This is a genomic window from Sphingomonas paucimobilis NBRC 13935 (genome assembly GCF_000739895.2).
GTDB lineage: Bacteria > Pseudomonadota > Alphaproteobacteria > Sphingomonadales > Sphingomonadaceae > Sphingomonas > Sphingomonas paucimobilis.
This window is the reverse complement of the sequence record NZ_BBJS01000007.1, coordinates 122,430-148,377: the sequence shown is the minus strand read 5'-3', so window position 1 is coordinate 148,377 and position 25,948 is coordinate 122,430. Positions and strand designations below refer to the sequence as shown.

The window sequence follows — 25,948 nt, the reverse complement described above, 5'->3', positions numbered from 1 at the left end:
CGTCGCCGGTTCGAAACACGCCATCCCCCCCGGCGCCGCGCTGCGGGAACGCTTACCGTTCGGGAAGTTACCGAGACGTTAAAATGCCGTTGTTGCGTCGATGAGGTGTACATTCCGAAATATCATGCTTTTACATCAGCATCTCCATTCCCGTTTCACATAAATTATGGAAGATACATTAGGCCAACTAAATGATGGACAGACTTTCCTTTTGTTATTAACGGATCCCCACCCAGCATATTGTCATAGTTGCAAGAATATCTCGAATTATTCCGATCACCGTCCTTGCAATCGGACATCAAGTTTAAGTGTATGAGCGGCAATTAGGGTCAGGACTCGTTGATCACAGCCAGAAGATGACGGTTGCCGCGAGGGCGATGGCCGAGAAGAAGGCGGTGGGGCAGCGGTCGTAGCGGGTGGCGACGCGGCGCCAGTCTTTCAGGCGGCCGAACATCATCTCGATGCGGCTGCGTCGTTGGTAGCGGCGCTTGTCGTATCTGACTGGCTGATTGCGCGATTTTCGACCTGGGATACAGGGCTGGATGCCTTTGGCATACAGGGCGTCCCTGAACCAGTCTGCATCATAGCCGCGGTCACCGAGCAGCCACTGTGCTTTTGGCAGATCATCGAGCAGTGCTGAAGCTCAACGGGCGTCCGTTCGCGTCGGCGACCGCATGGAGCTTGGTGTTCATGCCGCCCTTGGTGCGCCCGATGAGGCGGCCGAGATCCCCTTTTTAACCCGCAGGCTCGATGCCGTGCGGTGCACCTTCAGGTAAGTCGCGTCGATCATAACCGTCTTCGGCTCGGCGTCCGCCGCAGCCAAGCCCTCCATCATCCGCGTGAACACGCCTGCCTCGCCCCAGCGCTTCCAGCGGTTATACAACGTCTTGTGCGGGCCATAGTCCTTGGGTGCATCTCGCCAGCGCAGCCCGTTGCGATTGACGAACACGATACCGCTCAGCACTCGACGATCGTCCACGCGCGGCTTGCCGTGGCTCTTGGGGAAAAAAGGCCGAAGCCGTTCCATCTGATCGTCCGTCAGCCAGTACAGGTCGCTCATTCCAGTCTCCTCTCGAAGCCTGAATCAGATCGCGCGCCTCATATCAATGGGTCCTGACCCTAGGGCTGACATAGCCGATCAGCGTCGCCACGCCGGTCGTGTAATTGGTCGGATTGATATCGACGATCCAGCGGCTGCGATGCAGGCGGGCGATACCGCCATCGATATGGACCGACCAATTGTCGTCGATCTTGTAGTTGAGGCGCGCCAGACCATTCGTCACCCGCCCGAAATAGGCGGCATCAGTCGGCGCAAAGCGCAGATGCGGGTCAGGATAGCGCGGCAACGTCACCGTCCCACCGATACCCTTCACCGCCCCCACCGGACTTGGAAGCAGGACGGAGCCGGGCTCGGCCATCTTGCGCTCATAATGCTCAATGTCGAATTGCAGCGACAGCCGGTCGGTCCGCCGCACGTCGAACGCGCCGCTGGCCAGCCAGCGATAGCCGCTGACGCCGTTGAACGGGGTCTCGAGATGCGCGGCATAGCCGTTCAGCCGCATCCCGAACTGGCCCGCACTGCCGAACAACCGCCCGACATCGGCGCCGATGCCGTATGTCCCTTCGGCATCGGTATCCAGGCGGAAGTCCGTCACCGGGTCGCGCCCGGCACGCTTGGTCACCATGTTGACGATGACCGACGGGCTGGTGAAGCCGTAATAGAGCGCGGACACGCCCTTCAGCGCCTCGACCCGTTCCTTGTTCTCGATCGGGATCGGCAGATAGTTGATGATCGGCAGCGTGCCGTTGAGCCGAAAATTGGTGCGCGGATTGGCGACGACGCCGCGTGCGGCATAGCTGTTCGCGGTCAAGGGGCTGTTGCCCTGTTGCGTGATGCCCGCGACGTTGCGCAGCGCATCATCGAGCCCGCGCGCATCCTGCGCCTGGAGCAGCTTGGCGTCGATCACCGTCACGGTCAGCGGCGTGTCGAGCAGCGACTGGTTGCGGAACGCGCCGACCTGCGTCTCGGTCGGTGCGCCTTCCTTGTCGCGGCGGCCGGTGACCAGGATGTCGCCGTCGCGCGCAAAGCCGGTCTGCGGATCGGGATCGCCCGGCTCGGCCCAGGCGGCCGATGGCACCGCGATCGTCAGGATCGAGGTCAAAAGGATAGTGTTGCGATACCGGCGCATTCGCCGGCCGCTCTGGCCGTTCGTCATGATGTTTGCCCCTCAAGCTGTGTTGCCGGGGCCGCTACGGACGGGTCATGTCACTTCTGTTGCAAAGTCGCGAGGTTGGGAAAATGTATAGGAAGCGACCTTTGCGTCAGTCGTGCGACGCGGCCTGAAGCGGGAGGTGAAGGACCACGCGCAGGCCGGGCGCGGCGTCCTCCAGCCGCAAATCCATGGCGTGCATCCCCGCGATCGCCGTGACCAGGCTGAGCCCCAGTCCATGCCCCGGCGTCGCGCGGCTGGCGTCGAGCCGGGTGAAACGCTGGAGCACACGCTCCCGGTCGGCCATGGCGATGCCCGGTCCATCATCGCGAACCGACAGGCGGATGCCGTCGGGCGCATGGTCCAGCATCACCTCCACCATCGTACCCGGCGGCGTATGGGTCGCAGCATTCTCGATCAGATTGACGATCGCCTGCGCCAGCAATTGTCTGTCGCCGGTGATCGTGACGCCCGGCACTACCGTCCAGCGCAATTGCCGTCCGCCATCGCGTAACGCGGGTTCGTAGCTCTCGCTCATCTCCTCGACCAGGGTGGACAGATCGAGCGGGCCGAACCCACGCCGCCCACCGCCCGCCTCGATTTCGGAGATGCGCAGCAGCGCGGCGAAAATCTCCAGCACTTCGTCCGCTTGCGCCACCACCTTGTGCAACCGGGCGCGTGCGATCTCCGACCCGTCCCACTCCCCCGCCGCCCGTTCGGCTTCCGCGCGCAGCCGGGTCAGCGGCGTGCGCAGATCATGGGCGATGTCGCTCGACACCTGGCGCAGATTGCCGATCAGCGCGCCGATCCGGTCGAGCATCGCATTGAGGACCGTGGCAAGGCGATCGAACTCGTCATCGCCGCCGATCGGCATCCGTCGCTCCAGCCGCCCGACCATGATCGCCCGTGCGGTCTCCGCCATCGCCTCCAATCGGCGGCGCAGATAGCGGCTGAGCAGCAGCGCACTGACGATGCCCAGCATCGCCACCGCCAGCGCCTGGAAGACAAACAGCCGCGTTATCGGCGCGGCCGCCGCGCCGACCGCGTCTCCGGCAGAGGCGACGAGGACGGTCGAGCCGTCCCCCAGCCGGACCGCCAGGGCGCGTGCCGGGATCGGCGGGATATGGCGAGGATGAAGGATGATCTGTCGCCAACCCGGTGGCTGGACCGCCAGCACCGCCGATCCCGCGATCCGGCTTCCGTCCCGCGTAAATGCACCGCGCAACAGGTCCGGCATCATGTCCGCGCGCTGCGCCATCGCCCGCAACAGCCCCGCGCGCCCGTCCCTCCTGTAATGATGGACCAGGCTGCGCATATCGTCGGTGATCCGCTGATCGACCTGACGCTGAACCGTGACGTGAAAGGCATGGACTACCAGCGCTCCGAGCAAGGCGGTCGCGAGCAGGATCGCGGCGGAATGAATCAGCGCGATCCGCAGCGTCGCCGAGTGGCGCCAACGCACCAGCCCCTCAGACGCCATCGCGCATCCGATAGCCTGCGCCGCGCACCGTCACGATTGCATCGGCGCACCCCGCTTCGGCCAAACGCGTGCGCAACCGGCTGAGATGCGTTTCGACGATATTGGTGCGGGGGTCGAAATGCAGCTTCCACACGCTTTCGAGCAGCATGGTACGGGTCACGATCCGCCCCTGGGCGCGGAGCAGTTCCTCCAGCAACCGGAACTCGCGCGGCTGGACGAGAATTACGGCCTCGTGCCAGCGAACCTGGCGGTCAAGCAGATCGAGCGTCAGCCCGCCCCAGCGCAATATGACCTCAGGGCCATCCTCCTCCTTCGCCACGGCGCGCCGGCGGCCGAGCGCGTTGATGCGGGCGGTCAGTTCGGGAAGGGCGAAGGGCTTGACCAGATAATCGTCCGCCCCCTCCTCCAGCCCCTCGACCCGATCCTCGATCGCGCCGAGCGCGGTCAGCATCAGCACCGGCAGATGCCGATCGCGCTGCCGGATGGCCGCAAGCACGCCCATGCCATCGCCCTGCGGCATCAACCGATCGAGCACCGCCAGGTCGAACGGCTCGGCATTGAGCAGCGTCAGGGCCTCATGGCCCGTGGAGGCGATACGGATATGATGGCCCGCCGCACGCAGGCCTGCACCAATATTCTCCGCCGTGACGGCGTCGTCCTCCGCCAGCAGAATTCTCATCGGTCATCCTGCCGCGCCACCGCCCGATGAAGGTATGAAAGACCGAGAATGGTATGGAAATGGGGTAATCGCGGATGCGGCATGGACCGGGTGACGTCACGAAAGAGAGGCACCGCCGCTCGCGAGAAACTATTCGTCGCGAGCAACCGGAATGACGCTTCCGCTAGAGGGCGATCGTGACGCCGACATGACGCCCCATGCTCATCTGCCTCGCATGGCCGATCGGGGAGCGCCCCCCTCTCCGACACGTGGCGTCGGCTCAGGCGTTCCGCAACGGACGGCCCTGCCCTCGCGCGGCGATATCCCCGAACGGCAACTCGGCCATCCGCCGGTCGAAGTCCGCCGCGATGTCGGCCAGCGTCACCTCGCCCAGGCGACGGAGCAATAGCGCCTCCGCCTCGCGAAGCGCCTCTTCCAGCGAGCCGTTGACCGCCTGCTCGACCAGACATGTGGCTGCGGGATCGGCGGGGCCGAGCGCGAAGATCCGGTTCTCCCCCAATGCCCGATGCACGTCGAGCATGGTGATGCCATCCAGCCCGCAGGTCAGCGACCATCCACCGCCATGGCCCTTCATCGACCGCACATAGCCGGCGTCGCGCAGCCCCGCCATGGTCCGGCGCACCACGACCGGGTTCGTCCCCAGCATCATGGCGGCGTCGTCCGAGGTCAGCGGCCCCTCCATCCGCCCCATATGGATCAGCAGGTGCAGCATTCTCGACAGGCGCGCGTCCACGCTTCAGGTCCTTCGCAATTCACGCTCGGCCTTATCACGTCACTTTTGCTGTTGCAAAATATCCGCTGGGCATTCATGTAACTTCCTATGTTTCATGAAAGGCGAGCCATGTACGACGTAATCGTGATCGGCGGCAGCTTTGCGGGCCTTTCGGCTGCAACCCAACTCGCCCGCGCCAGACGTCATGTGCTGGTGATCGATGCCGGGCTGCCCAGAAACCGGTTTGCGGACGAGGCACACGGCTTTCTGGGCCAGGACGGCCGACCGCCGGCCGCGATCATGCGCGATGCCCGCTGCCAGCTCAGCCGCTATCCGACGGTCGAGTTCCTGTCCGGCGAAGCCCATGGCGCCGAGGCCGTCGATGGCGGCTTTGCCATCAGCCTGGCGACAGGCGAAGAGCGGCACGCCCGGCGCCTCATCCTGGCAACGGGGGTCAGCGACAAACTGCCGGCGGTTCCGGGCATGACGGAGCGTTGGGGCGCGACGGTGCTCCACTGCCCCTATTGCCATGGCTATGAGATGCGCGACCTGCCGCTGGGCGTGCTGGCGGCGCATCCCATGTCGGCGCATCAGGCCGTGCTGATCCCCGACTGGGGGCCGACCACCTATTTTACGCAAGGACAGTTCGAGCCCGAGCCCGACCATCTCCATGCATTCACCAACCGGGGCGTGACCGTGGAACGAACGCCCGTCGTCGAACTGCTTGGCAAGGGGCCGGCGCTTGACGGCGTCCGGCTGGCGGACGGACGCGTGATCGAGCTGGTGGCGCTGTTCACCGCACCACGGACGAAGCCGGCCACGCCTCTGGCCGCGATGCTCGGTTGTGACCATGAGGACGGGCTGACGGGGCCTTTCGTGAAGGTCGATCCCTGGGGTGCGACCTCCATAGCCGGCGTCTGGGCGGCGGGCGATGCCGCCAATCCCATGCACAATGCGACCCTCGCCTCCGCCGCCGGCGTACTGGCGGGGATCGGTGCCCATCAGGCTTCGGTGCGCATGGCATCGGGCTGACGCTTTCGGAAGGGTGGCAACCTATGGGCTGGACCTGGACTGCGACGCCGTTCGGAGCACTTCCACCGGTCATGCAAAGCCTTATGCGCGATATAGTCGCCTGATGCGGTCTCGCCACGCCAGTCCGCTTCGTTCGTGCCGGACGGCCGCGCATCGAAATCGAGCGACGAAGCGTTGATCCTGTCCGCCCGATATGGTTCGGTCGAGGCGCAACGCGTACCGTTAATTAGGCTCGTATTCCCAGTGACACCACCCAATGATCAGGGGCCGGTCCCGGCCTGGAATGAAGACGCCCGCCTTGCCGCGCTCGACCGCTACGCGATTTTGGACACGGGCCGCGACGCCGCGTTCGATGATGTGGTTCGGCTGATCGCCGATGTCTTCGAGGCGCCCATTGCCGTCGTGAATTTCGTCGCGGCCGATCGCCAATGGTTCAAGGCCGAGATCGGCGTCGGCACCGACACGCTGCCGCTCGACGCATCGCTGTGCCGACATGCCATCCTGCAACCCGGTGTGTTCATCGTGCCCGACACGCTGGAGGACGAGCGGTTCGTCCACAATCCGCTGGTCGCTGGCGACCCGCGTCTGCGCTTTTATGCCGGGGCGCTGCTCGAAACGTCCGATGGCCTGCCGATCGGCACCCTCTGCGTGCTGGATACCAAGCCCCGCCCCGACGGCATCACGGAGCGGCAGCGCTTCACGTTGCAACTTCTGGCACGGCAGGTCATGGCGCAACTCGACCTGCGCTATGAGATCGCGATGCGCGAGGAACATGCACTGCGGCTGGAGGCCGAGATCGCTGGCCGCAATGCGGCGGACCAGGCCCATCGCGAAAGCAAACGCCGCCTCGATGCGGTCCTCAACAACACCCGCATGGCCGTGTTCCTGATGGATGAGCAGCAGCAATGCGTCTATGCGAACGCCGCGGCGGAAACGTTGACGGGATATTCGCTCGCCCAGATGAAGGGGCGGCCGCTGCACAATGTGGTCCATCATACGCGGCCCGACGGATCACATTATCCGCTGGAAGAATGCCCGATCGATCGGGCATTCCCCGAACGGGCGCAGATGGACGGCGAAGAGCTGTTCGTCCGGCCGGATGGCAGCTTCTACCCGGTCCGGTTCACCGCGAGCCCGCTTCTCGACGAGAATGAGCAGCCCGTCGGGACGATCATCGAGGCCCGCGACATCACCGCCAGTCGCGCACGTGACGCCGCGCTGCGCGAGTCCGAGGCGCGGTTCCGCAACATGGCCGATCATGCCCCGGTCATGATGTGGGTCACCGATGCCGATGGCAATTGCACCTATCTCAACCGCGCCTGGTACGAGTTCACCGGCCAGAGCGAAGATGCCGCGCATGGCCTGGGCTGGCTGGACGCCGTCCACCCGGACGACAAGGGCTGGTCGGGCGACATGTTCCTCGCGGCCAATGCGGCGCGCGAGGCGTTCCGGTTGGAATATCGCCTTCGCAATCGGGACGGTAGCTATCGATGGGCGATCGATGCGGCGTCGCCCCGCTTCGACGCGCATGGCGTATTCCTCGGCTATATCGGCTCGGTCATCGACATCAACGAGCGACGCGAAGCCGAGAATGCATTGCGGATCAGCGAAGAGCGCTATCGCACGCTCTTCGAGACGATCGAGGTCGGCTTCTGCATTGCGGAGGTGCTGTTCGATGGTGACCAAGCCGTCGATTACCGCTTCATCGAGGCCAACCCCGCCTTCGAGAAACAGACCGGCCTCCTTCATGCCGCCGGTCGCACCGCACGGGAGCTGGTACCCGGACTGGAGCAATTCTGGTTCGACCGCTACGGACAGGTGGCCCGAAGTGGCGAGGCCGCGCGTTTCGAAAGCGGATCGGACGCGATGGGACGCTGGTTCGATGTCCATGCGTTGCGGATCGGACATCCGAGCGCGAACCGGATCGCCATTCTGTTCAACGACGTCAGCGCCCGGCGGCAGGCCGAACTGCAACTGCGCGAGATCAACGACACGCTGGAGCTTCGCGTCGAGGAAGCCGTCGCGGAACGCCAGCTCTGGGCAGACGTCATCGAGAATACCGATGCCCTGATCGCGGTGGTATCGTCCGGTTTCCGCTATCTCGCGCTGAACGCGGCCTATGCCGAGGAATTCGAGCGCATCTTCGGGGTGCGTCCGAAGGTGGGCGACCATTTGCCGGACCTGATGGCGCAGATGCCGGAGCATTGCGAACCGGTGCTGGCCATCTGGCGGCGCGCGCTGGAAGGTGAGAATTTCTCCGTCGTCGAGGAATTCGGCGATCCCGACCGGGACCGGCCCTATTACGAACTGCGTTTCAACGCCTTGCATGATCGCATGGGCCGTTTCGTCGGCGCGTTCCAATATGCGGTCGACGTCTCCGACCGCCTGCGCGATCAGGCCCGCCTCGCCGAAGCCGAGGAACAGCTCCGGCAGGCGCAGAAGATGGAGGCGGTCGGCCAGTTGACCGGGGGCATCGCCCATGACTTCAACAATCTGCTCGCCGGTATCATCGGCAGCCTGGAGATCATCGAGCGGCGGCTCTCGACCGGGCGGACGGATGGTCTGGATCGCTTCATCAACGGCGCGCAGACATCGGCGCAGCGGGCCGCGGCCCTCACCCAGCGGCTGCTCGCCTTCTCGCGCAGGCAGACGCTCGATCCCAAGCCGACCGACGTCAATCGGCTGGTATTCGGGATGGAAGACCTGATCAGGCGTACGGTCGGACCGGCGATCAAGGTCGAGGTCGTGGGAGCCGGCGGCCTGTGGCCGGCCAAGGTGGATGCGGCGCAGCTCGAGAGCGCGCTCCTGAACCTTGCGATCAACGCGCGCGATGCGATGCCGATGGGCGGTCGCCTGACGATCGAGACCGCCAACAAATGGCTGGACGATCGCGGCGCGCGTGAACGCCAATTGCCGCCGGGCCAGTATCTGTCGATCTGTGTCACCGACAGTGGGACGGGCATCCCGAAGGATATCGTGGACCGGATTTTCGACCCCTTCTTCACGACCAAGCCGATCGGCCAGGGAACGGGCCTTGGCCTGTCGATGATCCATGGTTTCGTGCGCCAGTCGGGTGGGCAGGTGCGTGTCTATTCCGAGGAGGGGCATGGCACGACCATGTGCCTGTACCTGCCCCGCTTCCTCGGCGAGGTCGGAGAGGATCAGGTACCGGACGAAGCCATCGCGGACGACGGGGCCGGACGGACGGTGCTGGTCATCGACGACGAAGCGACGGTCCGAATGTTGATCGTCGAGGTTCTGGAGGAAGCCGGCTACACCGCGATCGAAGCGGAGGACGGTCCTTCGGGAATGAAGGTCCTGCAGTCGGACATCGCGATCGACCTGCTGATCACCGACGTCGGACTGCCGGGCGGCATGAACGGCCGGCAGGTCGCCGATGCGGCACGGGAAATCCGCCCCGATCTGAAGGTCCTGTTCGTGACGGGCTTTGCTGAGAATGCGGCCGTCGGCAACGGCCATCTGTCGCCTGGCATGGCCGTGGTCACCAAGCCCTTCGTCATGACCGAGCTGGGCAACAAGATTGTCGAGATCTTGGAAACGCCGATCGGGGCTTAGCATTACAGTTGTGTTTTGATGGATTGTGGATGCATTGCGCGGCGGCCTACGACCGCCGCCAATGCCTGGTCGATCGCCTCACTCTCGACATGCCAGCGCCTGAGGCGCGAGCTTTGCCATCGCACCACACTCCAAATTGCCCCCACTTTCCCCCGCACATTTCGCGGGATGGCGTTGGATCACGTGGAATTCAGCGACAGGCACCATAGCGTCATCAGCAACCCGACGACGACGCCCAGCCAGCGATGCAGGAAGAGGACCGGCCGCCGCATAGGGATCAGAAGGCGACGCCATAGCTTGCCCGCAGCGTGCGCGGCACGCCCCGGAAATAGTAGAGGAACGGGCTCATCGTGCCGTCCCGCCGCCCCGCATCGCTGACGGTGCGGCGATAACCAACGCTGGCGTAATCCTTGTTGAAGACATTCTCAACGTTGATGCCGAGGCGATGCTTGCGGGCGGCATCCGGATATAGATGCACGCCGGTATCGACGACGGCATAATTGCCGTAGTTGCGACGTCCATACGACGGCAGCGTCGAATAGACGTTCCCGACCCAGTTGACCGATACGTTCGCGCCGACTGGCAGGCGCTCCGGCGTCCAAGCGATCGAACCACGTGCGAACTGCTCCGGTGAGCGATCGCGCTGCACCTCACTGCCTCTTTCGCGGAGCCGCGCGCGCGTATAATTCGCCGCGAGTGTCCAGCCGCCTGCTAGCGATGCGCCCAATTCAAGATCGACACCATGGGAATGCACCCTGCGGGCGACATTGCCATAGGTGCCGTTGGGAAAGGCGGGGTCGTCATAGACGGTGTCAATCAAATTGGTGATGCGCCGTTTGAAATAGGTTGCCTTCCATCGCAGCATACCAGTGCCGGTCGCGGCATGGCCCCCAGCGGATATGTTGACGCTAAGGCTCTCTTCCGGGTTCAGGCGCGGATTGCCGATTTCGCAGCAAGGATCGATGCCGTAGAGCTGGGACGCGTCGGGCAACACGAACGAGGTGCCCCCATTGGCCTCGAAGTACACCGCGTCGGCGAAGTCGTAACGGCCCGATGCGTTCCACACCGTCTTTTGCGCACCCCGGCTCTTGTTGTAGCGCACGCCTGCGGCCAGCCGACCGTTCTTCGACAGTTCGTCATTGGTGCGAAGCTGGAAGATGCCAGCATGCACCTGCTCATCGGTCGGTGCAATCCGCAACACGTCGTCGCGCCCGCTGAAGCGCTGATAATCATAACCGACGAGATACTCGACGTAACGGTGCAGGTGCAGCTTAGCAATCGCCGTACCGCCATAGTCGCGATAGCCCCAGAACGTGCCGGACGGATAGACCGTGATCGGCGGCCCGGCGGGCACGGGATTCAGAATCTGGACATAGGCGGTCTTCCAGTCATGGAAATACCCCTTCAGGAACAACTGCACCGTGTCGTTCCGGGTATAGTCGAGCCAGACGCTGCCGATCTCTTCGTTTCGGTCGTTGCGGCTTTCGTTCACTCGCGTCGCGCTCAAATTGTCGATTTTGCCCTCGGTATGCTGCCAGAAGGCGTTGAGCGTCAGGTCGGGCGCCAGCTCGAACTGGTATTTAAGGCCGGCGGACCACAGGTCGTAGCCGCGATTGCGGTCGGTGGCGCTCGGCTCCATCCGGCTAAACGGTTGAAAACCGGGTGACTGGTTATGCGTGGCATATGCCACGAAACGATGATCGCCGATCGCGCCGCGCGCAAAACCGTCGACGGCATTGCCGCCGAAGGTATCGACGCTGGCGTTGAGCTGACCGTCGAACGTGTTGCTGAAGCCGCGGGTCACGACGTTGATAACCCCGCCCGCCGCTTGCGTGCCGTAGAACAGGCTCTCGCCCCCTTTCAGTACCTCAATCCGCTCGATCATGCTTGCCGGCAGCGTGTCGGTCGGCAGCGTCGTGCCGTACAGCCGATTGTTGAGACGGATACCGTCCCAGGTCCACAAAACGTCCTGGCTGCGCGATCCCTGCAGGCTCAAATCGGCGTAACTGAACGGGCCGGACTGGCTGCGGATATAGAGGCCGGGAACGCTCTGCAACGCTGCGGTCAGATCGACGGCGCCTGCGTTCCTGATCGCCGTGGCGTCCACGGTGACCAGGTCATGGCCCAGGCCCGACAGTTCCTGCGGTTGCGTCTCCTCCAGGCTCTTCCCCGTGACGACGATGGTCTCGTTGGTATCGGCGGCCTTTGTCTGGGCGAACGCGCTCATGCTCCAGCCAAGACCGGCCGCTGCCAGAAATGCCGCGCGCAGGTCGATGCGTCGTCGTGCCATTGATCCTCCCCGTCAATGTCGATTTAAGGCGGTGGGGGCGGAAATCCGCGAACATCAGATCAGCGTGCCGCTAATGCTCCCCCACTGCTTCCTATTGTGTTAGAACTGTGGCGGGACGAGATCGAGCGAGTTACGGTTTTGAAGCCGTTACATGCCGAGGGTGCACGGGGCCCTTTCGACATCCATATAGACAAATTGGATTCAGTCTCTGATCCACGCCCCGCGAAGCAATTCCATTGTCGAAAGCAGCACCGCACCAGTTCGTGTGACAACTTAATTTCGCGACGCTCGGTCTGGAGGTTCAGGCATCGCCAGACGGTATCGCTTTCAAATGTCGCCGCCGGCTATGTGTTGCTGCCCCCTCCCAGAAGATCAATTTGGACTGAAGCGGATCTTCGGATACGTCTTAGGGATGGGCGAGTTGCACGGCGACTGGTCGCTTCGGTCTGACCATGGCGACCGAAACGGGCAGGCGCGCGCAGGTGCAGGGGCCCTCGTCACCGCAGCGACCGACGGCCTCTCGGCCACGACCTTGCTGGTCCTGCCACCCCTGTCGAGGCTGGTTCGCGGAAATAACGATTGGTCACAATGGCGCTCAGCGTCGATTGAAGATCAAACGCATGTCGTGACAGCGGTCTGCTCGTGGCGAACGCTCGCGGTCGGAATAGAGATTGAACGGCCAAACGATGTAACCGCTTCGGGGCCGGTCCGTTTCCGTTCGGCTGAACGTTTCAAACGGTAAATTTATAGCAAAAAGCGCGCATTCTTCCATGGTCGTCCAATCAGCCACGCGGAACGACCACGGGCTAGAGTGGATGATCAAAGGCCGATCTGGCAATCCAGCCATTGCCGCCACCGCATTCGCTCGCCACCGTGACGGCCGCCTCAACAGAGGCATTCCCATGACAAACCGCTCACTTCCGATGATCGAGGACCGTAACGTAGCGGGCGCTGTCGTCACCCAGCGCTGGATGCTGCCCACTACGACGGCGTGGCTGAGCGGCTTTCTGGAGGATGTCTTCACCCGCTATTGGGATCGCCTCATCTATGGCCCGATCCTGGACGGGATCGCCTATGAATGGACCTGCCCGGCGGCGCCCGATCGCATCGCCCTGTCCGAAGGCTATCTGACTATCGGTTTCAACGGCCCGCATTTTCACCTTTGCGTCGGACCAGGCGCTTTGCCCGATACGCCGGATGGGCAGCGACGAATGCCCGCCGCCGCCAGCCTGTTCCGTTCGCTCGACCCGGCGGGCGCACCGAACAGCTGGGGCTTCGAGCTGCGCGACGGCAGCGGTGGCGCGATGATGTCGATCTATTTCGACAACCCGTTTCTCGATGGTCCGGACCGTATCGCGGACGATCCCGACTGGGGTCGCCTCGACATGTGGCGCGATATCGCCGCCCGCTATGCCGGCTTGGCAGAAGATCCCTTCGATACGACTTCCCGCGGTTTCCAATGGGCAGATGCGGCGTGAACGCGTGGGCTCGCGGCGCGATTGACAGCCCGCCGTCGTTGGATGAGGCGCGCGTGATCGTCGCGCCGCTCATAGAACATCTGCGCGTCGAAACCGCGCCGGCCGATCGGGAGGCGTGGGTCGATCGCGCAGCGCTGTGCGATCCCGCGACCGGTCCGATGGCTGATCTGCATGCACGCTTCGTATCTGCGGGCTTTGGTCCCAACCGTCGCGCCGCCGCCGCGTCGCTACTCCTCCGTCATGGCTGGGCCTCCGCCTATATCGTCGCCAGTTGGCTGGCGTACGGCCTGGTCGTGCGGATCGATGATTATGCGCTCAAATTCTCCAAGATGACTCTTGTCGAAGGCATCTGGATCAAAGCCGGCAGGATCGAGCAGCCGATGAGCAAAGCCGCCGGTCGCATCGCGGTCGCGCGCCATCTGCGGCGCTTCACGGATGATGTCGTCGAGGCACAGCACGCATGGTCCCGCATGTCGCGTCACGCCCTATGGGCCATGGCAACCTCTTCCTGGGCGGCACAATTCGTGTCGATTGGCGAGAAAATGAATTGCCGCGATGCTGCGGTGGAAGAAGCGCGTGCCATTATCGCGCTTGATCGCGAAACCCGCAGCGCAGCGCCCACCCTGTACGAGGTCACCGGGGTCGCCGGCAGCACGATCTGCCAGCGTCGCGCGGCTTGCTGCCTGTACTTCAAGGGACCCCGGGCGCAGTTCTGCGCAAGTTGCCCGATCATTCCGCCCGCCGATCGGCTGATCCGCAACCGCGCGTGGGCAAACGCCAGTGCGACGGAAAGGGTGGCATGATGGAGGATATGATCGAACTGGTCGACACGATGATCGCCGACCACCGGCACGGCTGGAGCATCGGTGTCTTTGGAGCCGTCGGCGAATTCACGTATGATGACGGGGAAGATGCCGTCATCAGGAATCGGGGCAGCGCGCGAGAGGTCATCACGGCACGCGGCGGCATCCGGATCGACGTCAGGATCGCCGCCAGGATCGTCGCCTATGACACGCTGTCGAGCGACGGCGATACTTGGGGCCAGGCGATCGCCTTCTGTTTTCCCTCACCGAATGACATGGAGCATGGGCGCGTCCGCGCGCTCGGCGCAGACTACGGCGCGCTCCGGCCAGCCGATCGCACCAGCACCTTGTTCGACTTGGGTGTCGGCCGCGGCCATGTTCATTTTTGCGTCCGTACCGCCGATCCCGCGCTCGACGCGGCGCTGAGGGCGATTGAAGGCAGGTCGCTGCTGGAGGACGCGGGTCGTGACGCGATGGCCGAGATGCTGCGCGCCCAGCCACACAGGGTGCTCCTTTCCCCATTGGCCAGAGTGGAGGTCTTCTCGGCCATTCCGGCGACCGGCGGCGACAGCCCGGAGGGACCGCATACGCATCTTTTGCCAAAAATGCTCGGCGCCGGCCGCACCCATGCCGCGAACGCACCAATCCCGGACGGATATCAGCCAGTCCTGATGCTCCATCCCGGCTCGCCGTGGCGCGATGCGCTGGGCCGCCGAATGCCGTTCGATTCCGGTCTCGACGAGATGTTTGCCGCGCTGCTCGACCGCTTCGGCTCACGCGAAGACAGGGACGTCGTGAACGCCATATCGGCGGCACTGAACGAGGGCCTTGCACCCGAAACATTTGCTTGGCCACAGACGCGACGCGGTCGTGCCAAGGCGCGGATCACGTTGCGACGCATTGCGCAACGTACGCCGGGATCGGCAGTCGAGGCCTGGCGACGGACCTACGACCGTTTGCCCGCAGGCGATGCCGTCGAGGTCGCGGCCGATGTCTGACGCTCACGCCGCCCTGCTGACCGGGTCACGCTCCACTGCCGGTCACGACGCGCGCGCCACTTTCGTCCGGCATGATTTTCTGGGCGAGCGGCACGATCATCATGCGCGGCGAACCACAGCGGTGCTCATCGTCTGTGCCTTGACCATGATCGTCGAGCTGCTCACCGGCGCGCTGTTCGGCTCCATGGCGCTCATCGCTGACGGCCTGCACATGGCGACCCACGCCGGGGTGATGTTCGTCGCCGCTCTCGCCTATCGCGTTGCGCGCCGGCGGCTCAACGACCCGTCCTTCTCGTTTGGGACGGGCAAGATCGGCGACCTCGCTGCATTCGCCAGCGCGGTCGCGCTCGCTTCGACGGCGGGCTTCATTGCGGTGGAGAGCCTGGAGCGGATGCTCTCTCCCGTCCCGATCGCCTTCGACGAGGCGTTGGTGGTCGCGGTGATCGGGCTGGCAGTAAACCTGCTTTCGGTCCTGATGCTGCACGATTCCGGTCATGCGCACGATCACGGTCACGACGACCACGCGACGGATCGTCATAACGCGGTTCATCACCGGCATGCTGACCACGGCCAGTCGTCGTCGCATCATGACCACAACCTTCGTGCCGCCTATCTGCATGTCCTGGCCGATGCCGGCGTCAGCATATTGGCGATCATTGCGCTGCTGCTAGGGCGTCAGCGGGGCTGGTCATGGCTCGATCCGGCGATGGGGCTCGTCGGCGCGTTCGTGATCGCACGCTGGTCGCTCAGTCTGTCTCGTGTCACCGCGTCCGTCTTGCTCGATCGGATTCCAGACCAGCAGATGCTCGATCGCATACGCGGAATATTGGAGAAGGCAGGTGCCAAGATCGTCGATCTGCACCTCTGGCGCGTCGGCCCCGGCCACAATGCCGTCATCGCATCGGTCAGTGGACTTTCGGTTGCTGATGCGGCCCGCTGCGGCGCGCAACTGCGCGCCTTGCACATGCTCAGCCATGTCACGGTGGAATGCCTGCCGCCCGATGGCAGCGATCATCACGCGCTCGACGTGAGCATACCTACAGCGAAGCAGCCGCTCCACCGGTGTGACTGCTGAAACCAGCGAGAAGACCGACAGACCAAAGAACTTTAGGGGGGAACCAATGAAGACATTTGTATCACTGCTTGCACTTGCCGCCGCGACACCCGCGCTGGCACAGAGCAATCCGACAGTGCCGACCCAGGACGAGGCAGGCAACGACATCGTCGTCACCGGATCCCGATCCGGTGACGGCACCGCGGTCAAAAATGTGCCTGCTTCAATCACCCTGATTACCAGTGAGGATCTGCAGGAACGTCAGACGCGGGTGGTCTCCGACGTGCTACGCGATGTTCCTGGCGTCGCGGTCAGCCGCACCGGTGCGATCGGTGGTCTGACGCAAATCCGGATTCGCGGGACCGAGGGCAACCACGTCCTGGTTCTGATCGACGGCATCAAGGCCTCCGATCCATATTATGGCGAGTATGATTTCGGCACGCTGATCGCCGATGAGGGGGCCAAGGTCGAGGTTTTGCGTGGCCAGCAATCCTCGCTCTATGGATCGGATGCGATCGGCGGCGTGATCCAGTATATCACGCTGACTGGCCGTGAGGCGCCGGGCATCTCTGCGCGCGCAGAAGGCGGATCGTTCGGCACGTTCAGCGGCGGGGCTCGCATGGCCGGCTTCACCGACACCTTTGATTATGCCGTCTCTGGTTCGGTCTATCGAACGGACGGTACGCCAACCGCGCGAAACGGCACGCGGGATATCGGATCGACAAGCGTCGGCGCGAGCGGAAAAGCAACATGGACGCCGTCCGACTTCTTCAAGCTCACGGGCGTCGCCCGCTATAGCAACACCTCCGCCGACACGAACAACAGCGACATCAATCCCCGCAGTCCCACCTTCGGATACACGATCGACAGCCCGGGCGTCCGTTACGTCAACGAGGCCTTCTACGGCTTGACCCGCGCTGAACTTTCGCTTGCCGACGGTCGCTGGACGAATACGCTGACCGGTCAGTTCGCCGACACAACCCGGCGCGGCTACAACGCGGGTGGCTTCAGCTACGGCGACAGGGGCCAGAGGTACAAGGGTACGTTCGAGACGAGTTATCGCTTCGGCAGCGACCGTTTTATCAACCGATTGACCGGCGCAGTCGATTTCGAACGCGAGATGTTCCAGAACACCACGCCGTCGTCATTTGCCTTCCAGGGACGGCGATCCACTGACAATTGGGGCTTTGTGGGTCAGTATGAATTGACCATCGACGACGCCTTATCCGCAGGCGCCAGCATCCGCCGCGACGAGAACAACCGTTTCGCCGACGTGACGACGTGGCGCGCGCAGGCGGGTTATCGCCTGCCGTTCGGCCTGCGGGTACGCGGTGCCTATGGCACAGGCGTCAAAAACCCTGGCTATTTCGAACTCTATGGCTATTCGGACGGCCGCTACATCGGCAACCCCAATCTCAAGCCCGAGCGTTCCGAAGGCTGGGAAGCGGGCATCGACCAGGTCCTTGCCGGCGGCAAGGCAACGATCGGCGCAACCTATTTCGACAGCCGCCTGAAGGACGAGATCTACACGACTTACCCCGCACCGACCTTCGTCGCCACACCGTCCAACCGCACCACCGATTCCATGCAGCACGGCGTCGAGGCATTCCTGTCGGCGCGGCCAATCCCGCAGATCAAGCTCGATCTCGCCTATACCTACCTTCATTCACGTGAGAACAGACTGGAAGAGGTAAGGCGGCCAAAGCACGTCGCCAGTCTCAACACGACAGTTTTCAGCACCGACCAGCGTTTCTCCGGTACGTTGACTGTCCGTTACAATGGGCGCAACACCGATCTCGCCTATACCGACCCCAGCTATGTGCCGGTACGCGTGTCGATGCAGGAATTCGTGCTGGTCAACCTGAACGCCAATTACAAGCTGTCCGATCGCGTTTCGCTATTCGGGCGGATCGAAAATCTGCTCGACGAGCAGTATGAGGAACTCTTCAGCTTCGCCGCGCCCGGTCGTGCCGCCTATGGCGGTATCCGGGTTCACCTGTAATGCGCAGCCTGTCAGCCCTGCTGGCGTTCGCAGCCGCCGGCTGCAGCCCGGCCGGGCCGGCGATCCCCACACGGACAGCCTATCCGCTGCGTGTGATGAGTATGAACCAGTGCACCGATCAGCTGGTCCTGGCGCTGCTGCCAGCCGAGCGGATCGCGTCGGTGACCTGGCTGTCACGCGATCCCGGTGGCTCGCTGATGGCGCAGGAGGCGATGCGGGTCGGCGTCAACCATGGCCTGGCGGAGGAAGTGCTGGCACAAAAGCCCGATCTGGTGGTGGCCGGCTCGTTCACAACACCAGCCCTGCGCGGAATGCTAAAGCGGCTCGGCTATCCCATGTTGGAGGTCGACAATGCGAATGACTTCGACGGCATCCGTCGGATCACGCGCCAGGTGGCGGCGGCCGTGGGCGAACAAGCGCGGGGTGAAGCGCTTATCGCCGACATGGACGCGAAGCTGGCATTGCTGGCGCACGACAGACCCTTACCGATCCGGGTCGTGGCCTGGGACCGCAGCGGCTTCGGAGCCGGGAAAGGCACGCTCTACGATGCGATCCTGACCGCGGCGGGCGCGCGCAATCTCGTCCGTGCACCAATGGTGCTCAGCTATCGTAAGCCCGATACCGAAGTGTTGCTGCAGGCCAATCCTGCCCTGCTGGTGCAGGGAACGATCGATCCGCGGGGGCCGAGCCTAAGCGACGATGTAGTTCGACATCCGCTGGTGCGGCGTTACTGGAAAAATCGCATCCTGCCGATCGCACAAGGCAATTACATCTGCGGCACGCCGATGGTCGCCGATGCCGCATTGAAGCTACGCCGGGACTTGCGCGGTGCGGCGGGCGCTGCCAGCCCCGCCGTGCCGACCGGGGAAATGATCCCGTGAAGCGCTGGCTGGTACTTGGACTTGTCGCGCTAATCTCGCTGCTGGCCATCGCTTCGCTGCTGGCCGGGACGATCTGGCTGTCGCCCGATCAGACATTGCACGCCCTTGTCGATCCTACACCTGATCTTGCACAGATCGTCGTCACTCAGGTGCGGCTGCCACGACTACTGCTCGCGCTGATGATCGGCGGCATCCTGGGTTTGGCGGGTGCGGTCCTGCAGGGGTTGTTGCGAAACCCCCTCGCCGAGCCCGGCCTGCTGGGCGTCGGCGCCGGTGCGTCGCTCGGTGCCGTCATTTCGCTCTACTATGGCTTCGCATCCACCTTCGCGCTGATGACGCCGCTGTTTGCGATGGCCGGCGGATTTGCGACGATCCTGATCGCGTTGGCCCTGTCACGCTCCGGCGGCAATCTTTCGCTGATCCTGGCCGGGGTCGCCGTATCTACCGTCGCGGCCGCCGGTATCAGCCTCGCGCTCAACCTCGCGCCCAACCCCTTCGCCGCCTATGAAATCATGACCTGGTTGATGGGATCGCTGACCGACCGCAACTGGGATCATGTTTGGCTCGCCGGACCGTTCGTTCTTCTCGGTGCGGCACTTCTGCTCGCAACGATGCGCGACCTTGATGCACTCTCCCTGGGCGAGCGGCAGGCGGAAAGCCTGGGCATCAACGTGCGTCGCACCCGGTTGCTCGCACTTTTTGGTACTGCATTGGGGGTCGGCGCAGCGACCGCCGTTACCGGTTCGATCGGTTTTGTCGGGCTCATCGCACCTCACCTGGTACGCCCCCTTGTAGGCCACCGGCCCGGCGCGACGCTGATCCCGGCTGCCCTCGTCGGCGCAGCGATCGTCTTGGCCGCCGACATCGCCACCCGCTCGCTGCGCTTCGGACCCGACATCAAGCTCGGCGTCTGCATTTCGATGGTTGGCGCTCCGTTCTTCCTGTGGTTGGTTTTGCATGTCCGAAAGACCGCCCCATGAGCGCGCTCGTCCTTGATCGCATCGCGGTATCGCGCAACCGTCGCGAGATTCTGGTCGATGTGAGCATTACTTTTGCTGCAGGCCGGTTGACCGGCGTGATCGGCCCCAACGGCGCCGGCAAATCGACACTGCTCGACGTCGCGGCCGGGTTGCTTGCACCGACGGCAGGAACCGTCCTGCTGGGCGATACGCCGATCGCCACCCTGCCACGAAAGGCGCTTGCCGCTCGACGCGCCTATTTGCCCCAAGCACCTCGGGTCGATTGGCCCATCAGCGTCGAACGGGTCGTCGCTTTGGGTCTTACCGCGCATTTACCCGCATTCGGCGACCTGCCGAAAGCGTGGCAACCAAAGATTGACACGGCACTTTCCCGCTTCGATCTGCTCGACTTGCGCGATCGTCCCGCAACGCAATTGTCGGGCGGTGAACTTGCCCGGGTCATGCTTGCCCGCGCCACCATCGGCGCGCCGGAGGTGCTCATCGTCGATGAGCCAACTGCCGGCCTCGATCCCCGCCATGTCCTCGACGCCGGTCGCAGGCTTCGTGCGCTCGCCGATGCCGGATGTACGGTTATCGTCGCGCTCCACGATCTCGATCTCGTCGCACAGATTGCTGACGACATCGTAATGATGAAGGCGCCAGGTGCGTTTTCGCACGGCACAGCGGCTGCATTGCTGCAAAATGGACCGCTTAGTGAATTGTACGACATCGACGTCAAGGTCCATCGTGACGGCGACTGCCGGATCATTCGATTTCTGGGGTCCAAACCCGATCAGCGTATTGAGGGATGGTAGTTTTCCAGATTCACTGAAGGATGGATCAGGAGGAGTGAGGCATGGCGCTGTTGTGGTTGTCGGATGAAGCGTGAGCGGCGATCGAGGTACGGCTCGCGCTGCGCTGCCTGATCGCGCATTGCCCGGAGCGCCGGCCGCTCGACATGTTTTGGAACTCGGCCGGGACCGATCATGACATCGGACGTGCCCAGGGCTGCACGGCAGCGCTGAATGGAATTGTGAGACAGCTCGAATTGAACGCTGCAGCGTGAGGCCCAGGTGGAAAGGCGTCCGCATATGGAAAGCGAATAGATCTCAGAATCACGCAACGCCTGCTTCGCCAGCGTTCACGTTCGGCCGCTGAGAACCAAATCAAAAGTGGGCATGAATGTGGCCACGAGATCTTCGTTTTTGATTTTATCCTGTAAAATCAACGAGATCTGGCGGAGAGGGAGGGATTCGAACCCTCGGTACCGTTGCCGGCACGCCGCATTTCGAGTGCGGTGCATTCGACCACTCTGCCACCTCTCCGCGAGGACGATCCGAAAGGGCCTGGACCCTCGGGGCTGATCGATTGGAGGCGCGCTCCTAGATCAGCTTTTTGGGCAATGCAAGCGCCTAAACTTGTGCGGCGCGACAAACGCATTAAATCATGATCCATGGACCTGATCGACATGCCGCCCCTCACCTCGCGCTTCGACGTGGAAGCGCCCATCGTCGCGAGCGCGCGGTTCGCGATCGGCGATGTCGTGCGGCATCGCATGTTCGATATTCGCGGCGTGATCTTCGACGTCGACCCCGTCTTCGCCAATAGCGACGAATGGTATGACGCGATTCCCGAACAGATTCGCCCCGCCAAGGATCAGCCCTTCTACCATCTGCTCGCCGAAAACGCCGAATCGAGCTATGTCGCCTATGTCAGCCAGCAAAATCTGCTGCCCGACGACAGCGACGAGCCGGTCGACCATCCTGCGCTGGCCGGGCTCTTTACGGGCTATGAGGACGGTCGTTACCTGTTGCGGCGCGAACATCGGCATTGATGGTTCGACAGGGCCGCATTTCCGGTCCCGCCATGCAATCCTTGGTTGACAATCCACCGACCTTTGCCTAGCTGACCTTTCTTTCCCGACGGGTCTTCCCGAGCGGGAGCCATGCATTTGGGAAGTGATAACAGCCATGTTCGCAGTCGTGCGCACGGGCGGCAAGCAGTATCGCGTCGCCGCCGGAGATAAGATCGTCGTCGAGAAGATCGAGGGCGAGGCCGGCGCGTCGGTGACGCTGGGTGACGTTCTGCTGGCGGGCGAAGGCTCGGAGCTGAAGGCCGTCGACGGCATCACGGTCGCCGCGGAAATCATAGCTCAGGCGAAGGCCGACAAGGTCATCGTCTTCAAGAAGCGTCGCCGTCATAACTATCGCCGTCGCAACGGCCACCGTCAGCAGCACACGATCCTGAAGATCGTGTCGGTCGGCGCCTGAACCTCAGCCGCGCCACCCAACGAAATCCAGGAGTAGTTCGCAATGGCACATAAGAAAGCAGGCGGTTCGTCGCGCAACGGTCGTGATTCGGCCGGCCGTCGCCTTGGTGTGAAGAAGTTCGGCGGCCAGGAAGCCGTGGCCGGCAACATCCTCGTGCGTCAGCGCGGGACCAAGTTCTATCCGGGTCGCAACGTGGGCATGGGCAAGGACCATACCCTGTTTGCGCTCGTCGATGGTCGCGTCTCGTTCCACGAGGGCAAGCTTGGCCGTAAATTCTGTTCGGTCGAACTGGCCGCAGCGGCCGAATAATCGGGCAACCGCGCCGGGTTGCCCACCAGGGTGACCCGGGTTCCGCGCAGGAACCAGCAAAAAAGGGAGACGGGTCACCCCGGCTCCCTTTTTTCGTGCTCCCTCCACCGCCCTCGGGCCATGTCGCCGTCCCGTCATCCAGACGTGGCAGGGGCAGGCCCGACGCGACGAGGAGTTGTCGAGTGATGTTCGCGCGGACCGAAAGATTGTTGTTGCGGCCAGCCTGGCCGGAAGATGCCACCGCCCTGGCCCAGGCCATCGGCCATGAGTCGATCGCCCGCATGGCGGCACGGGTCCCCCACCCCTATACCCCCGACGATGCCAGGAATTGGCTGGCACAGCCGTGCGGCGCGACCGAACCGCGTTTCATGATCACCGCGCTCGATCGTGGTGGCGCGCCCGAATTGATCGGCGGCATCGCGATCATCGCGGGCGATACGGGTCATGAGCTCGGCTATTGGCTGACCCCCTCGGCCTGGGGGCGGGGCTATGCCACCGAGGCCGGGCGCGCGGTCGTCGCCATGGCGCGCCACGCCCTGCCGATTCGGCGGCTGGGTGCATGGCATTTCGCCGACAATCCTGCCTCGGGTCGTGTGCTGACCAAGCTAGGTTTCCGCCCGACGGGCGAGCGGATGGCCAGGGCCTCGATCGGACGCGGCGGCAGCGCGCCCAGCATCCATTATGCGATCGATCTGGAAGACCATCGAAGCGGGTCGATGCCGCTGGCAGCATGATCCATGCAGGCCTCGGGGCGGGCATTCACCGCATTCCCGCCCCGAAGATCGGCGCGTCTCGCGGGTTCGGCGCACCGTTCCCTATCGATCGAGACTTTGCCAGATCGTGACGAACAAAACGCGTCGCGACTCGGGGCGTGATCCGACGCCTGTCTTCACGCCGCCCTGTCGTATACGGCAATGCGCGACCCAATTCCGCTTAGCCATCGCTACGCTCTGAGATAATTTGTACTATTAAAAAAGCTGAATTGGCACCGTTACGCCGACCGCTGCTTCAAGCTATAAACATTTGTTAACAAACTGCTGTCTGATTGCCCGTGGGGAGGCGGTTTTACCGCCACGGGGAAAAGCGATGAACGAATTCTCGAGAGCGAAAACGCATAGCGACGCGCATTCCATGAGATCGTTGTGTTGGGAAAGATATTCCGTGCCCGACCGGTGTGGCGTGGCGGCGGTCGAGACGGCGCTGGTCATGCCGGTGCTGCTGTCGGTCTTGTTGGGTATCGTGAGTTTCGGCGACTATCTCATGACCGCGCATCTCGTCCAGCAATCGGCGAACAGCGCCGCACGGGCGGCGCTGGCGGGCATCGATGCCGCCGAACGCCGGAGGATCGCGATCACCACAGCCCGCCAAATGCTTGATTCGACTGGCGTCCTTCACGCCAACCGCGGCCAGATCGATACCACTGAGCGGGACAATATCCTCACCGTGTCGGTCCGCTATGACGCATCGAGCGATCCGTTGCTCAATCTGCCTTTCGTCCCCGCTTTTGGTCGGACGCCCAGCGCGAGCGGCGCAGCGATGCTTGGGGGCCTGTCATGATCCGCAGACTTCGACGCAACCGACGGGGCAGCGTCGGCATATTGATCGCCCTGTCCGGGGTGATGATTGTCGGCGGCGCGGCCTTCGGCATCGATATTGGAATGCTGACCCTTTCTCAGCGCAAGCTGCAGGGAACCGCCGACGAGGCCGCCTTGGCCGCCATGGCATCGAGCCCCGAACGTCGGTCCCAGGCCATCGGGCAGGTGCTGACCGCCAATGGCGTCGCCGATGCATCGAGCGACATGATCCTTGGCCGCTATGACGCGAACCCCGACATCTTGCCCGAAGCTCGCTTCATTCCGGGCACGGACGGCGGCGCGATGCGCGTGGTCCTGCGGCGCCCCGTGCCGCTGATCTTCGGCCGTATCCTGACCGGGAAAGCCACGCAGCAAGTGTCGGCCAGCGCGGTCGCTCAGCGGATGGATTATGTCGCCTTTTCGGTGGGCAGCCGGGCAGCCCGGGCCGGTGGAGGCCTGCCAGGCGCGTTCCTCAACGCCTTGGCCGGCACCAATTTGTCGCTGTCCCTGTTTGATTATCAGGCCTTGGCCAGTGCCGAGGTAGAACTGTTGCAGATGATCCCGTTGCTCGGCACGCGCATCGGCCTGACGGGAGCGAGCTTCGATACCATATTGGCGGCAGACATCAGGCTTCCCGTATTGCTGAACGCGATGGCGGATACCACCACCCATCCCGGCGCCGCTGCCGCGCTCCGGGTCATAGCCTCACACGCCCTGAATTCGAAGGTGCCACTCAACCGGCTGATAGATCTGGGACCGCTGGGAAAAATGTCCAAGGCGCAGTCTCGCGAGGTGGTCAACGTCGGCGTCTACCAGATGCTGCGCGAGGTCCTGGCGATTTCCAATGGCCAACGCCAATTCTATATGGACCTGGGCGGAACGCTTCCAGGCCTGACCTCGACCAAGATCATGCTGGTGATCGGCGATCGGCCAGCAAAGACGCCCTGGCTGGCGGTGACCCAAAACGGATCGGCGACGGTTCAGACGTCACAGATGCGGATGCTGGTCGATGTTCAAATCGGCGTGCCCCGGATGGCGAACATTGAGCTGCCGATTTATATGGAGGCCGCTTCCGCCCGGGCACGCCGAAGCAGCATGAGTTGTTGGGAATCGACGCCATCGGTGACGATCGAGTCCATCCCCTCCCCCGGCAGCATCGCTATCGCGCAGATCGACAGAAGCCGCTTGGAGGACATGCGGCAATCGCCGATCATGGGTCCGGCCACGCTGCTGCAGGTTTGGCCCGCCAAGGTCACCGGCTGGACGCAAATCAACCTTTCGACCGATGCGGCCTGGCAACGGGTCGCCTTCAGCGCGGCGGAAATCCGGAACGGCACAACCAAGACCATCACCGCCAATTCGGCAGCACAAGGCTATGCCAGTTCATTGCTTCACCGAATGGACCTCCAGGTCGAAGCGGGTGGTCGCGGCGTTGGATTCCGCCGACTGCCTCAGGTCGTGGGCGCCGCGCTGATGCCCGTGGCACCGACGCTCGACATGCTGATGAGCACGATATCCGACCTGATGGGAATGCATATCGGGCAGGCCGATCTGACGGTCGATGGCGCGCGATGCGGCGCGGCGTCGCTCGTCGCCTGATCCGGCAGGAGGAAAGGCCGGGCTGGCCTCTTGCGCCCTTGC

At 63.5% G+C, this 25,948-nt stretch carries 21 protein-coding genes, 1 tRNA gene and 1 pseudogene; 16 read left to right on the top strand and 7 right to left on the bottom strand.

Annotated elements, in window-relative coordinates:
- Nucleotides 1-343 precede the first annotated feature (343 nt).
- The 5 genes and pseudogenes from SP6_RS20215 to SP6_RS02160 all read right to left on the bottom strand — a co-directional run bounded on the left by SP6_RS20215 (nucleotide 344) and on the right by SP6_RS02160 (nucleotide 5,102).
- Nucleotides 344-1,060, bottom strand: a pseudogene (locus SP6_RS20215) (IS5 family transposase).
- A 43-nt stretch (nucleotides 1,061-1,103) separates the two neighbouring features.
- Nucleotides 1,104-2,216 (bottom strand): TonB-dependent siderophore receptor, encoded by a 1,113-nt coding sequence (locus SP6_RS02175; protein WP_082052397.1) that lies wholly within the window; start codon nucleotides 2,214-2,216, stop codon nucleotides 1,104-1,106.
- A 106-nt stretch (nucleotides 2,217-2,322) separates the two neighbouring features.
- Nucleotides 2,323-3,690, bottom strand: coding sequence for a sensor histidine kinase (locus tag SP6_RS02170; protein ID WP_037568916.1), 1,368 nt, complete (start codon nucleotides 3,688-3,690; stop codon nucleotides 2,323-2,325).
- Nucleotides 3,680-4,369, bottom strand: a complete 690-nt coding sequence (locus SP6_RS02165; RefSeq protein ID WP_007405383.1) for a response regulator transcription factor — start codon at nucleotides 4,367-4,369, stop codon at nucleotides 3,680-3,682. The genes SP6_RS02170 and SP6_RS02165 overlap by 11 nt, the downstream gene beginning before the upstream one ends.
- A gap of 259 nt (nucleotides 4,370-4,628) precedes the next feature.
- Nucleotides 4,629-5,102, bottom strand: a complete 474-nt coding sequence (locus tag SP6_RS02160) for an Rrf2 family transcriptional regulator (RefSeq protein WP_267884181.1) — start codon at nucleotides 5,100-5,102, stop codon at nucleotides 4,629-4,631.
- A gap of 108 nt (nucleotides 5,103-5,210) precedes the next feature.
- Between SP6_RS02160 and SP6_RS02155 the strand changes: the two genes are divergently transcribed.
- A complete protein-coding gene (locus SP6_RS02155) occupies nucleotides 5,211-6,113 on the top strand; it encodes an NAD(P)/FAD-dependent oxidoreductase (protein ID WP_007405364.1) in 903 nt (300 codons plus the stop codon).
- 243 nt (nucleotides 6,114-6,356) lie between these two features.
- Complete coding sequence (locus SP6_RS02150) at nucleotides 6,357-9,689, top strand: PAS domain S-box protein (protein ID WP_007405495.1); 3,333 nt, start codon at nucleotides 6,357-6,359, stop codon at nucleotides 9,687-9,689.
- 277 nt (nucleotides 9,690-9,966) lie between these two features.
- On the opposite strand, the gene SP6_RS02145 is transcribed toward SP6_RS02150, so the two are convergent.
- Nucleotides 9,967-11,979 carry a TonB-dependent receptor plug domain-containing protein gene (locus SP6_RS02145; protein ID WP_007405400.1) on the bottom strand — a complete coding sequence of 671 codons (2,013 nt, stop codon included), beginning with the start codon at nucleotides 11,977-11,979 and terminating at the stop codon, nucleotides 9,967-9,969.
- A 902-nt stretch (nucleotides 11,980-12,881) separates the two neighbouring features.
- On the opposite strand from SP6_RS02145, the gene SP6_RS02140 reads away from it, so the two are divergent.
- From SP6_RS02140 to SP6_RS02105, 8 genes are read left to right on the top strand one after another with little or no spacing between them, the layout of a single operon-like run.
- Nucleotides 12,882-13,457: a DUF7676 family protein gene (locus SP6_RS02140; protein WP_113667370.1), complete on the top strand. Its 576-nt coding sequence runs from the start codon at nucleotides 12,882-12,884 to the stop codon at nucleotides 13,455-13,457.
- The gene (locus SP6_RS02135) at nucleotides 13,454-14,260 is read left to right on the top strand and encodes a (2Fe-2S)-binding protein (protein ID WP_130120031.1); all 807 of its coding nucleotides are present in this window, start codon (nucleotides 13,454-13,456) and stop codon (nucleotides 14,258-14,260) included. Before SP6_RS02140 ends, SP6_RS02135 begins: the two co-directional genes overlap by 4 nt.
- Entirely contained in the window at nucleotides 14,260-15,258 is a 999-nt protein-coding gene (locus SP6_RS02130; protein ID WP_217996028.1) for a DUF6925 family protein, read from the top strand. Before SP6_RS02135 ends, SP6_RS02130 begins: the two co-directional genes overlap by 1 nt.
- Complete coding sequence (gene dmeF / locus SP6_RS02125) at nucleotides 15,230-16,333, top strand: CDF family Co(II)/Ni(II) efflux transporter DmeF (RefSeq protein ID WP_411841066.1); 1,104 nt, start codon at nucleotides 15,230-15,232, stop codon at nucleotides 16,331-16,333. The genes SP6_RS02130 and dmeF overlap by 29 nt, the downstream gene beginning before the upstream one ends.
- A gap of 46 nt (nucleotides 16,334-16,379) precedes the next feature.
- Complete coding sequence (locus tag SP6_RS02120; RefSeq protein ID WP_007405403.1) at nucleotides 16,380-18,314, top strand: TonB-dependent receptor plug domain-containing protein; 1,935 nt, start codon at nucleotides 16,380-16,382, stop codon at nucleotides 18,312-18,314.
- Entirely contained in the window at nucleotides 18,314-19,195 is an 882-nt protein-coding gene (locus SP6_RS02115; RefSeq protein WP_007405491.1) for an ABC transporter substrate-binding protein, read from the top strand. The genes SP6_RS02120 and SP6_RS02115 overlap by 1 nt, the downstream gene beginning before the upstream one ends.
- Nucleotides 19,192-20,175 (top strand): FecCD family ABC transporter permease, encoded by a 984-nt coding sequence (locus SP6_RS02110; RefSeq protein WP_007405355.1) that lies wholly within the window; start codon nucleotides 19,192-19,194, stop codon nucleotides 20,173-20,175. Before SP6_RS02115 ends, SP6_RS02110 begins: the two co-directional genes overlap by 4 nt.
- Complete coding sequence (locus SP6_RS02105; protein ID WP_007405370.1) at nucleotides 20,172-20,969, top strand: ABC transporter ATP-binding protein; 798 nt, start codon at nucleotides 20,172-20,174, stop codon at nucleotides 20,967-20,969. Before SP6_RS02110 ends, SP6_RS02105 begins: the two co-directional genes overlap by 4 nt.
- Before the next feature lie 420 nt (nucleotides 20,970-21,389).
- Here the strand turns inward: SP6_RS02105 and SP6_RS02100 are convergent.
- Nucleotides 21,390-21,479, bottom strand: a tRNA-Ser gene (locus tag SP6_RS02100).
- 128 nt (nucleotides 21,480-21,607) lie between these two features.
- On the opposite strand from SP6_RS02100, the gene hspQ reads away from it, so the two are divergent.
- From hspQ to SP6_RS02070, 6 genes are all read left to right on the top strand, one after another.
- A complete protein-coding gene (hspQ, locus tag SP6_RS02095) occupies nucleotides 21,608-21,988 on the top strand; it encodes a heat shock protein HspQ (RefSeq protein ID WP_390901605.1) in 381 nt (126 codons plus the stop codon).
- Nucleotides 21,989-22,124: 136 nt separating this feature from the next.
- Nucleotides 22,125-22,424: a 50S ribosomal protein L21 gene (gene rplU / locus SP6_RS02090; protein WP_007405484.1), complete on the top strand. Its 300-nt coding sequence runs from the start codon at nucleotides 22,125-22,127 to the stop codon at nucleotides 22,422-22,424.
- A gap of 42 nt (nucleotides 22,425-22,466) precedes the next feature.
- Complete coding sequence (gene rpmA / locus SP6_RS02085; RefSeq protein ID WP_037568911.1) at nucleotides 22,467-22,733, top strand: 50S ribosomal protein L27; 267 nt, start codon at nucleotides 22,467-22,469, stop codon at nucleotides 22,731-22,733.
- Between the two features lie 185 nt (nucleotides 22,734-22,918).
- Nucleotides 22,919-23,467: a GNAT family N-acetyltransferase gene (locus SP6_RS02080; protein WP_206378529.1), complete on the top strand. Its 549-nt coding sequence runs from the start codon at nucleotides 22,919-22,921 to the stop codon at nucleotides 23,465-23,467.
- 427 nt (nucleotides 23,468-23,894) lie between these two features.
- Nucleotides 23,895-24,290: a TadE family protein gene (locus SP6_RS02075; protein WP_007405480.1), complete on the top strand. Its 396-nt coding sequence runs from the start codon at nucleotides 23,895-23,897 to the stop codon at nucleotides 24,288-24,290.
- Nucleotides 24,287-25,906, top strand: coding sequence for a TadG family pilus assembly protein (locus SP6_RS02070; RefSeq protein ID WP_007405385.1), 1,620 nt, complete (start codon nucleotides 24,287-24,289; stop codon nucleotides 25,904-25,906). The genes SP6_RS02075 and SP6_RS02070 overlap by 4 nt, the downstream gene beginning before the upstream one ends.
- Nucleotides 25,907-25,948: the final 42 nt, after the last annotated feature.

What these genes read in the sequence shown, in the direction of transcription:
- rpmA (WP_037568911.1), top strand. Translation starts at nt 22,467, where the DNA reads ATGGCACATAAGAAAGCAGGCGGTTCGTCGCGCAACGGTCGTGATTCG.
- SP6_RS02105 (WP_007405370.1), top strand. Translation starts at nt 20,172, where the DNA reads ATGAGCGCGCTCGTCCTTGATCGCATCGCGGTATCGCGCAACCGTCGC.
- SP6_RS02120 (WP_007405403.1), top strand. Translation starts at nt 16,380, where the DNA reads ATGAAGACATTTGTATCACTGCTTGCACTTGCCGCCGCGACACCCGCG.
- hspQ (WP_390901605.1), top strand. Translation starts at nt 21,608, where the DNA reads ATGGACCTGATCGACATGCCGCCCCTCACCTCGCGCTTCGACGTGGAA.
- rplU (WP_007405484.1), top strand. Translation starts at nt 22,125, where the DNA reads ATGTTCGCAGTCGTGCGCACGGGCGGCAAGCAGTATCGCGTCGCCGCC.
- SP6_RS02070 (WP_007405385.1), top strand. Translation starts at nt 24,287, where the DNA reads ATGATCCGCAGACTTCGACGCAACCGACGGGGCAGCGTCGGCATATTG.
- SP6_RS02170 (WP_037568916.1), bottom strand. Translation starts at nt 3,690, where the DNA reads ATGGCGTCTGAGGGGCTGGTGCGTTGGCGCCACTCGGCGACGCTGCGG.
- SP6_RS02115 (WP_007405491.1), top strand. Translation starts at nt 18,314, where the DNA reads ATGCGCAGCCTGTCAGCCCTGCTGGCGTTCGCAGCCGCCGGCTGCAGC.
- SP6_RS02140 (WP_113667370.1), top strand. Translation starts at nt 12,882, where the DNA reads ATGACAAACCGCTCACTTCCGATGATCGAGGACCGTAACGTAGCGGGC.
- SP6_RS02165 (WP_007405383.1), bottom strand. Translation starts at nt 4,369, where the DNA reads ATGAGAATTCTGCTGGCGGAGGACGACGCCGTCACGGCGGAGAATATT.
- dmeF (WP_411841066.1), top strand. Translation starts at nt 15,230, where the DNA reads ATGCCGTCGAGGTCGCGGCCGATGTCTGACGCTCACGCCGCCCTGCTG.
- SP6_RS02175 (WP_082052397.1), bottom strand. Translation starts at nt 2,216, where the DNA reads ATGACGAACGGCCAGAGCGGCCGGCGAATGCGCCGGTATCGCAACACT.
- SP6_RS02080 (WP_206378529.1), top strand. Translation starts at nt 22,919, where the DNA reads ATGTTCGCGCGGACCGAAAGATTGTTGTTGCGGCCAGCCTGGCCGGAA.
- SP6_RS02130 (WP_217996028.1), top strand. Translation starts at nt 14,260, where the DNA reads ATGGAGGATATGATCGAACTGGTCGACACGATGATCGCCGACCACCGG.
- SP6_RS02155 (WP_007405364.1), top strand. Translation starts at nt 5,211, where the DNA reads ATGTACGACGTAATCGTGATCGGCGGCAGCTTTGCGGGCCTTTCGGCT.
- SP6_RS02145 (WP_007405400.1), bottom strand. Translation starts at nt 11,979, where the DNA reads ATGGCACGACGACGCATCGACCTGCGCGCGGCATTTCTGGCAGCGGCC.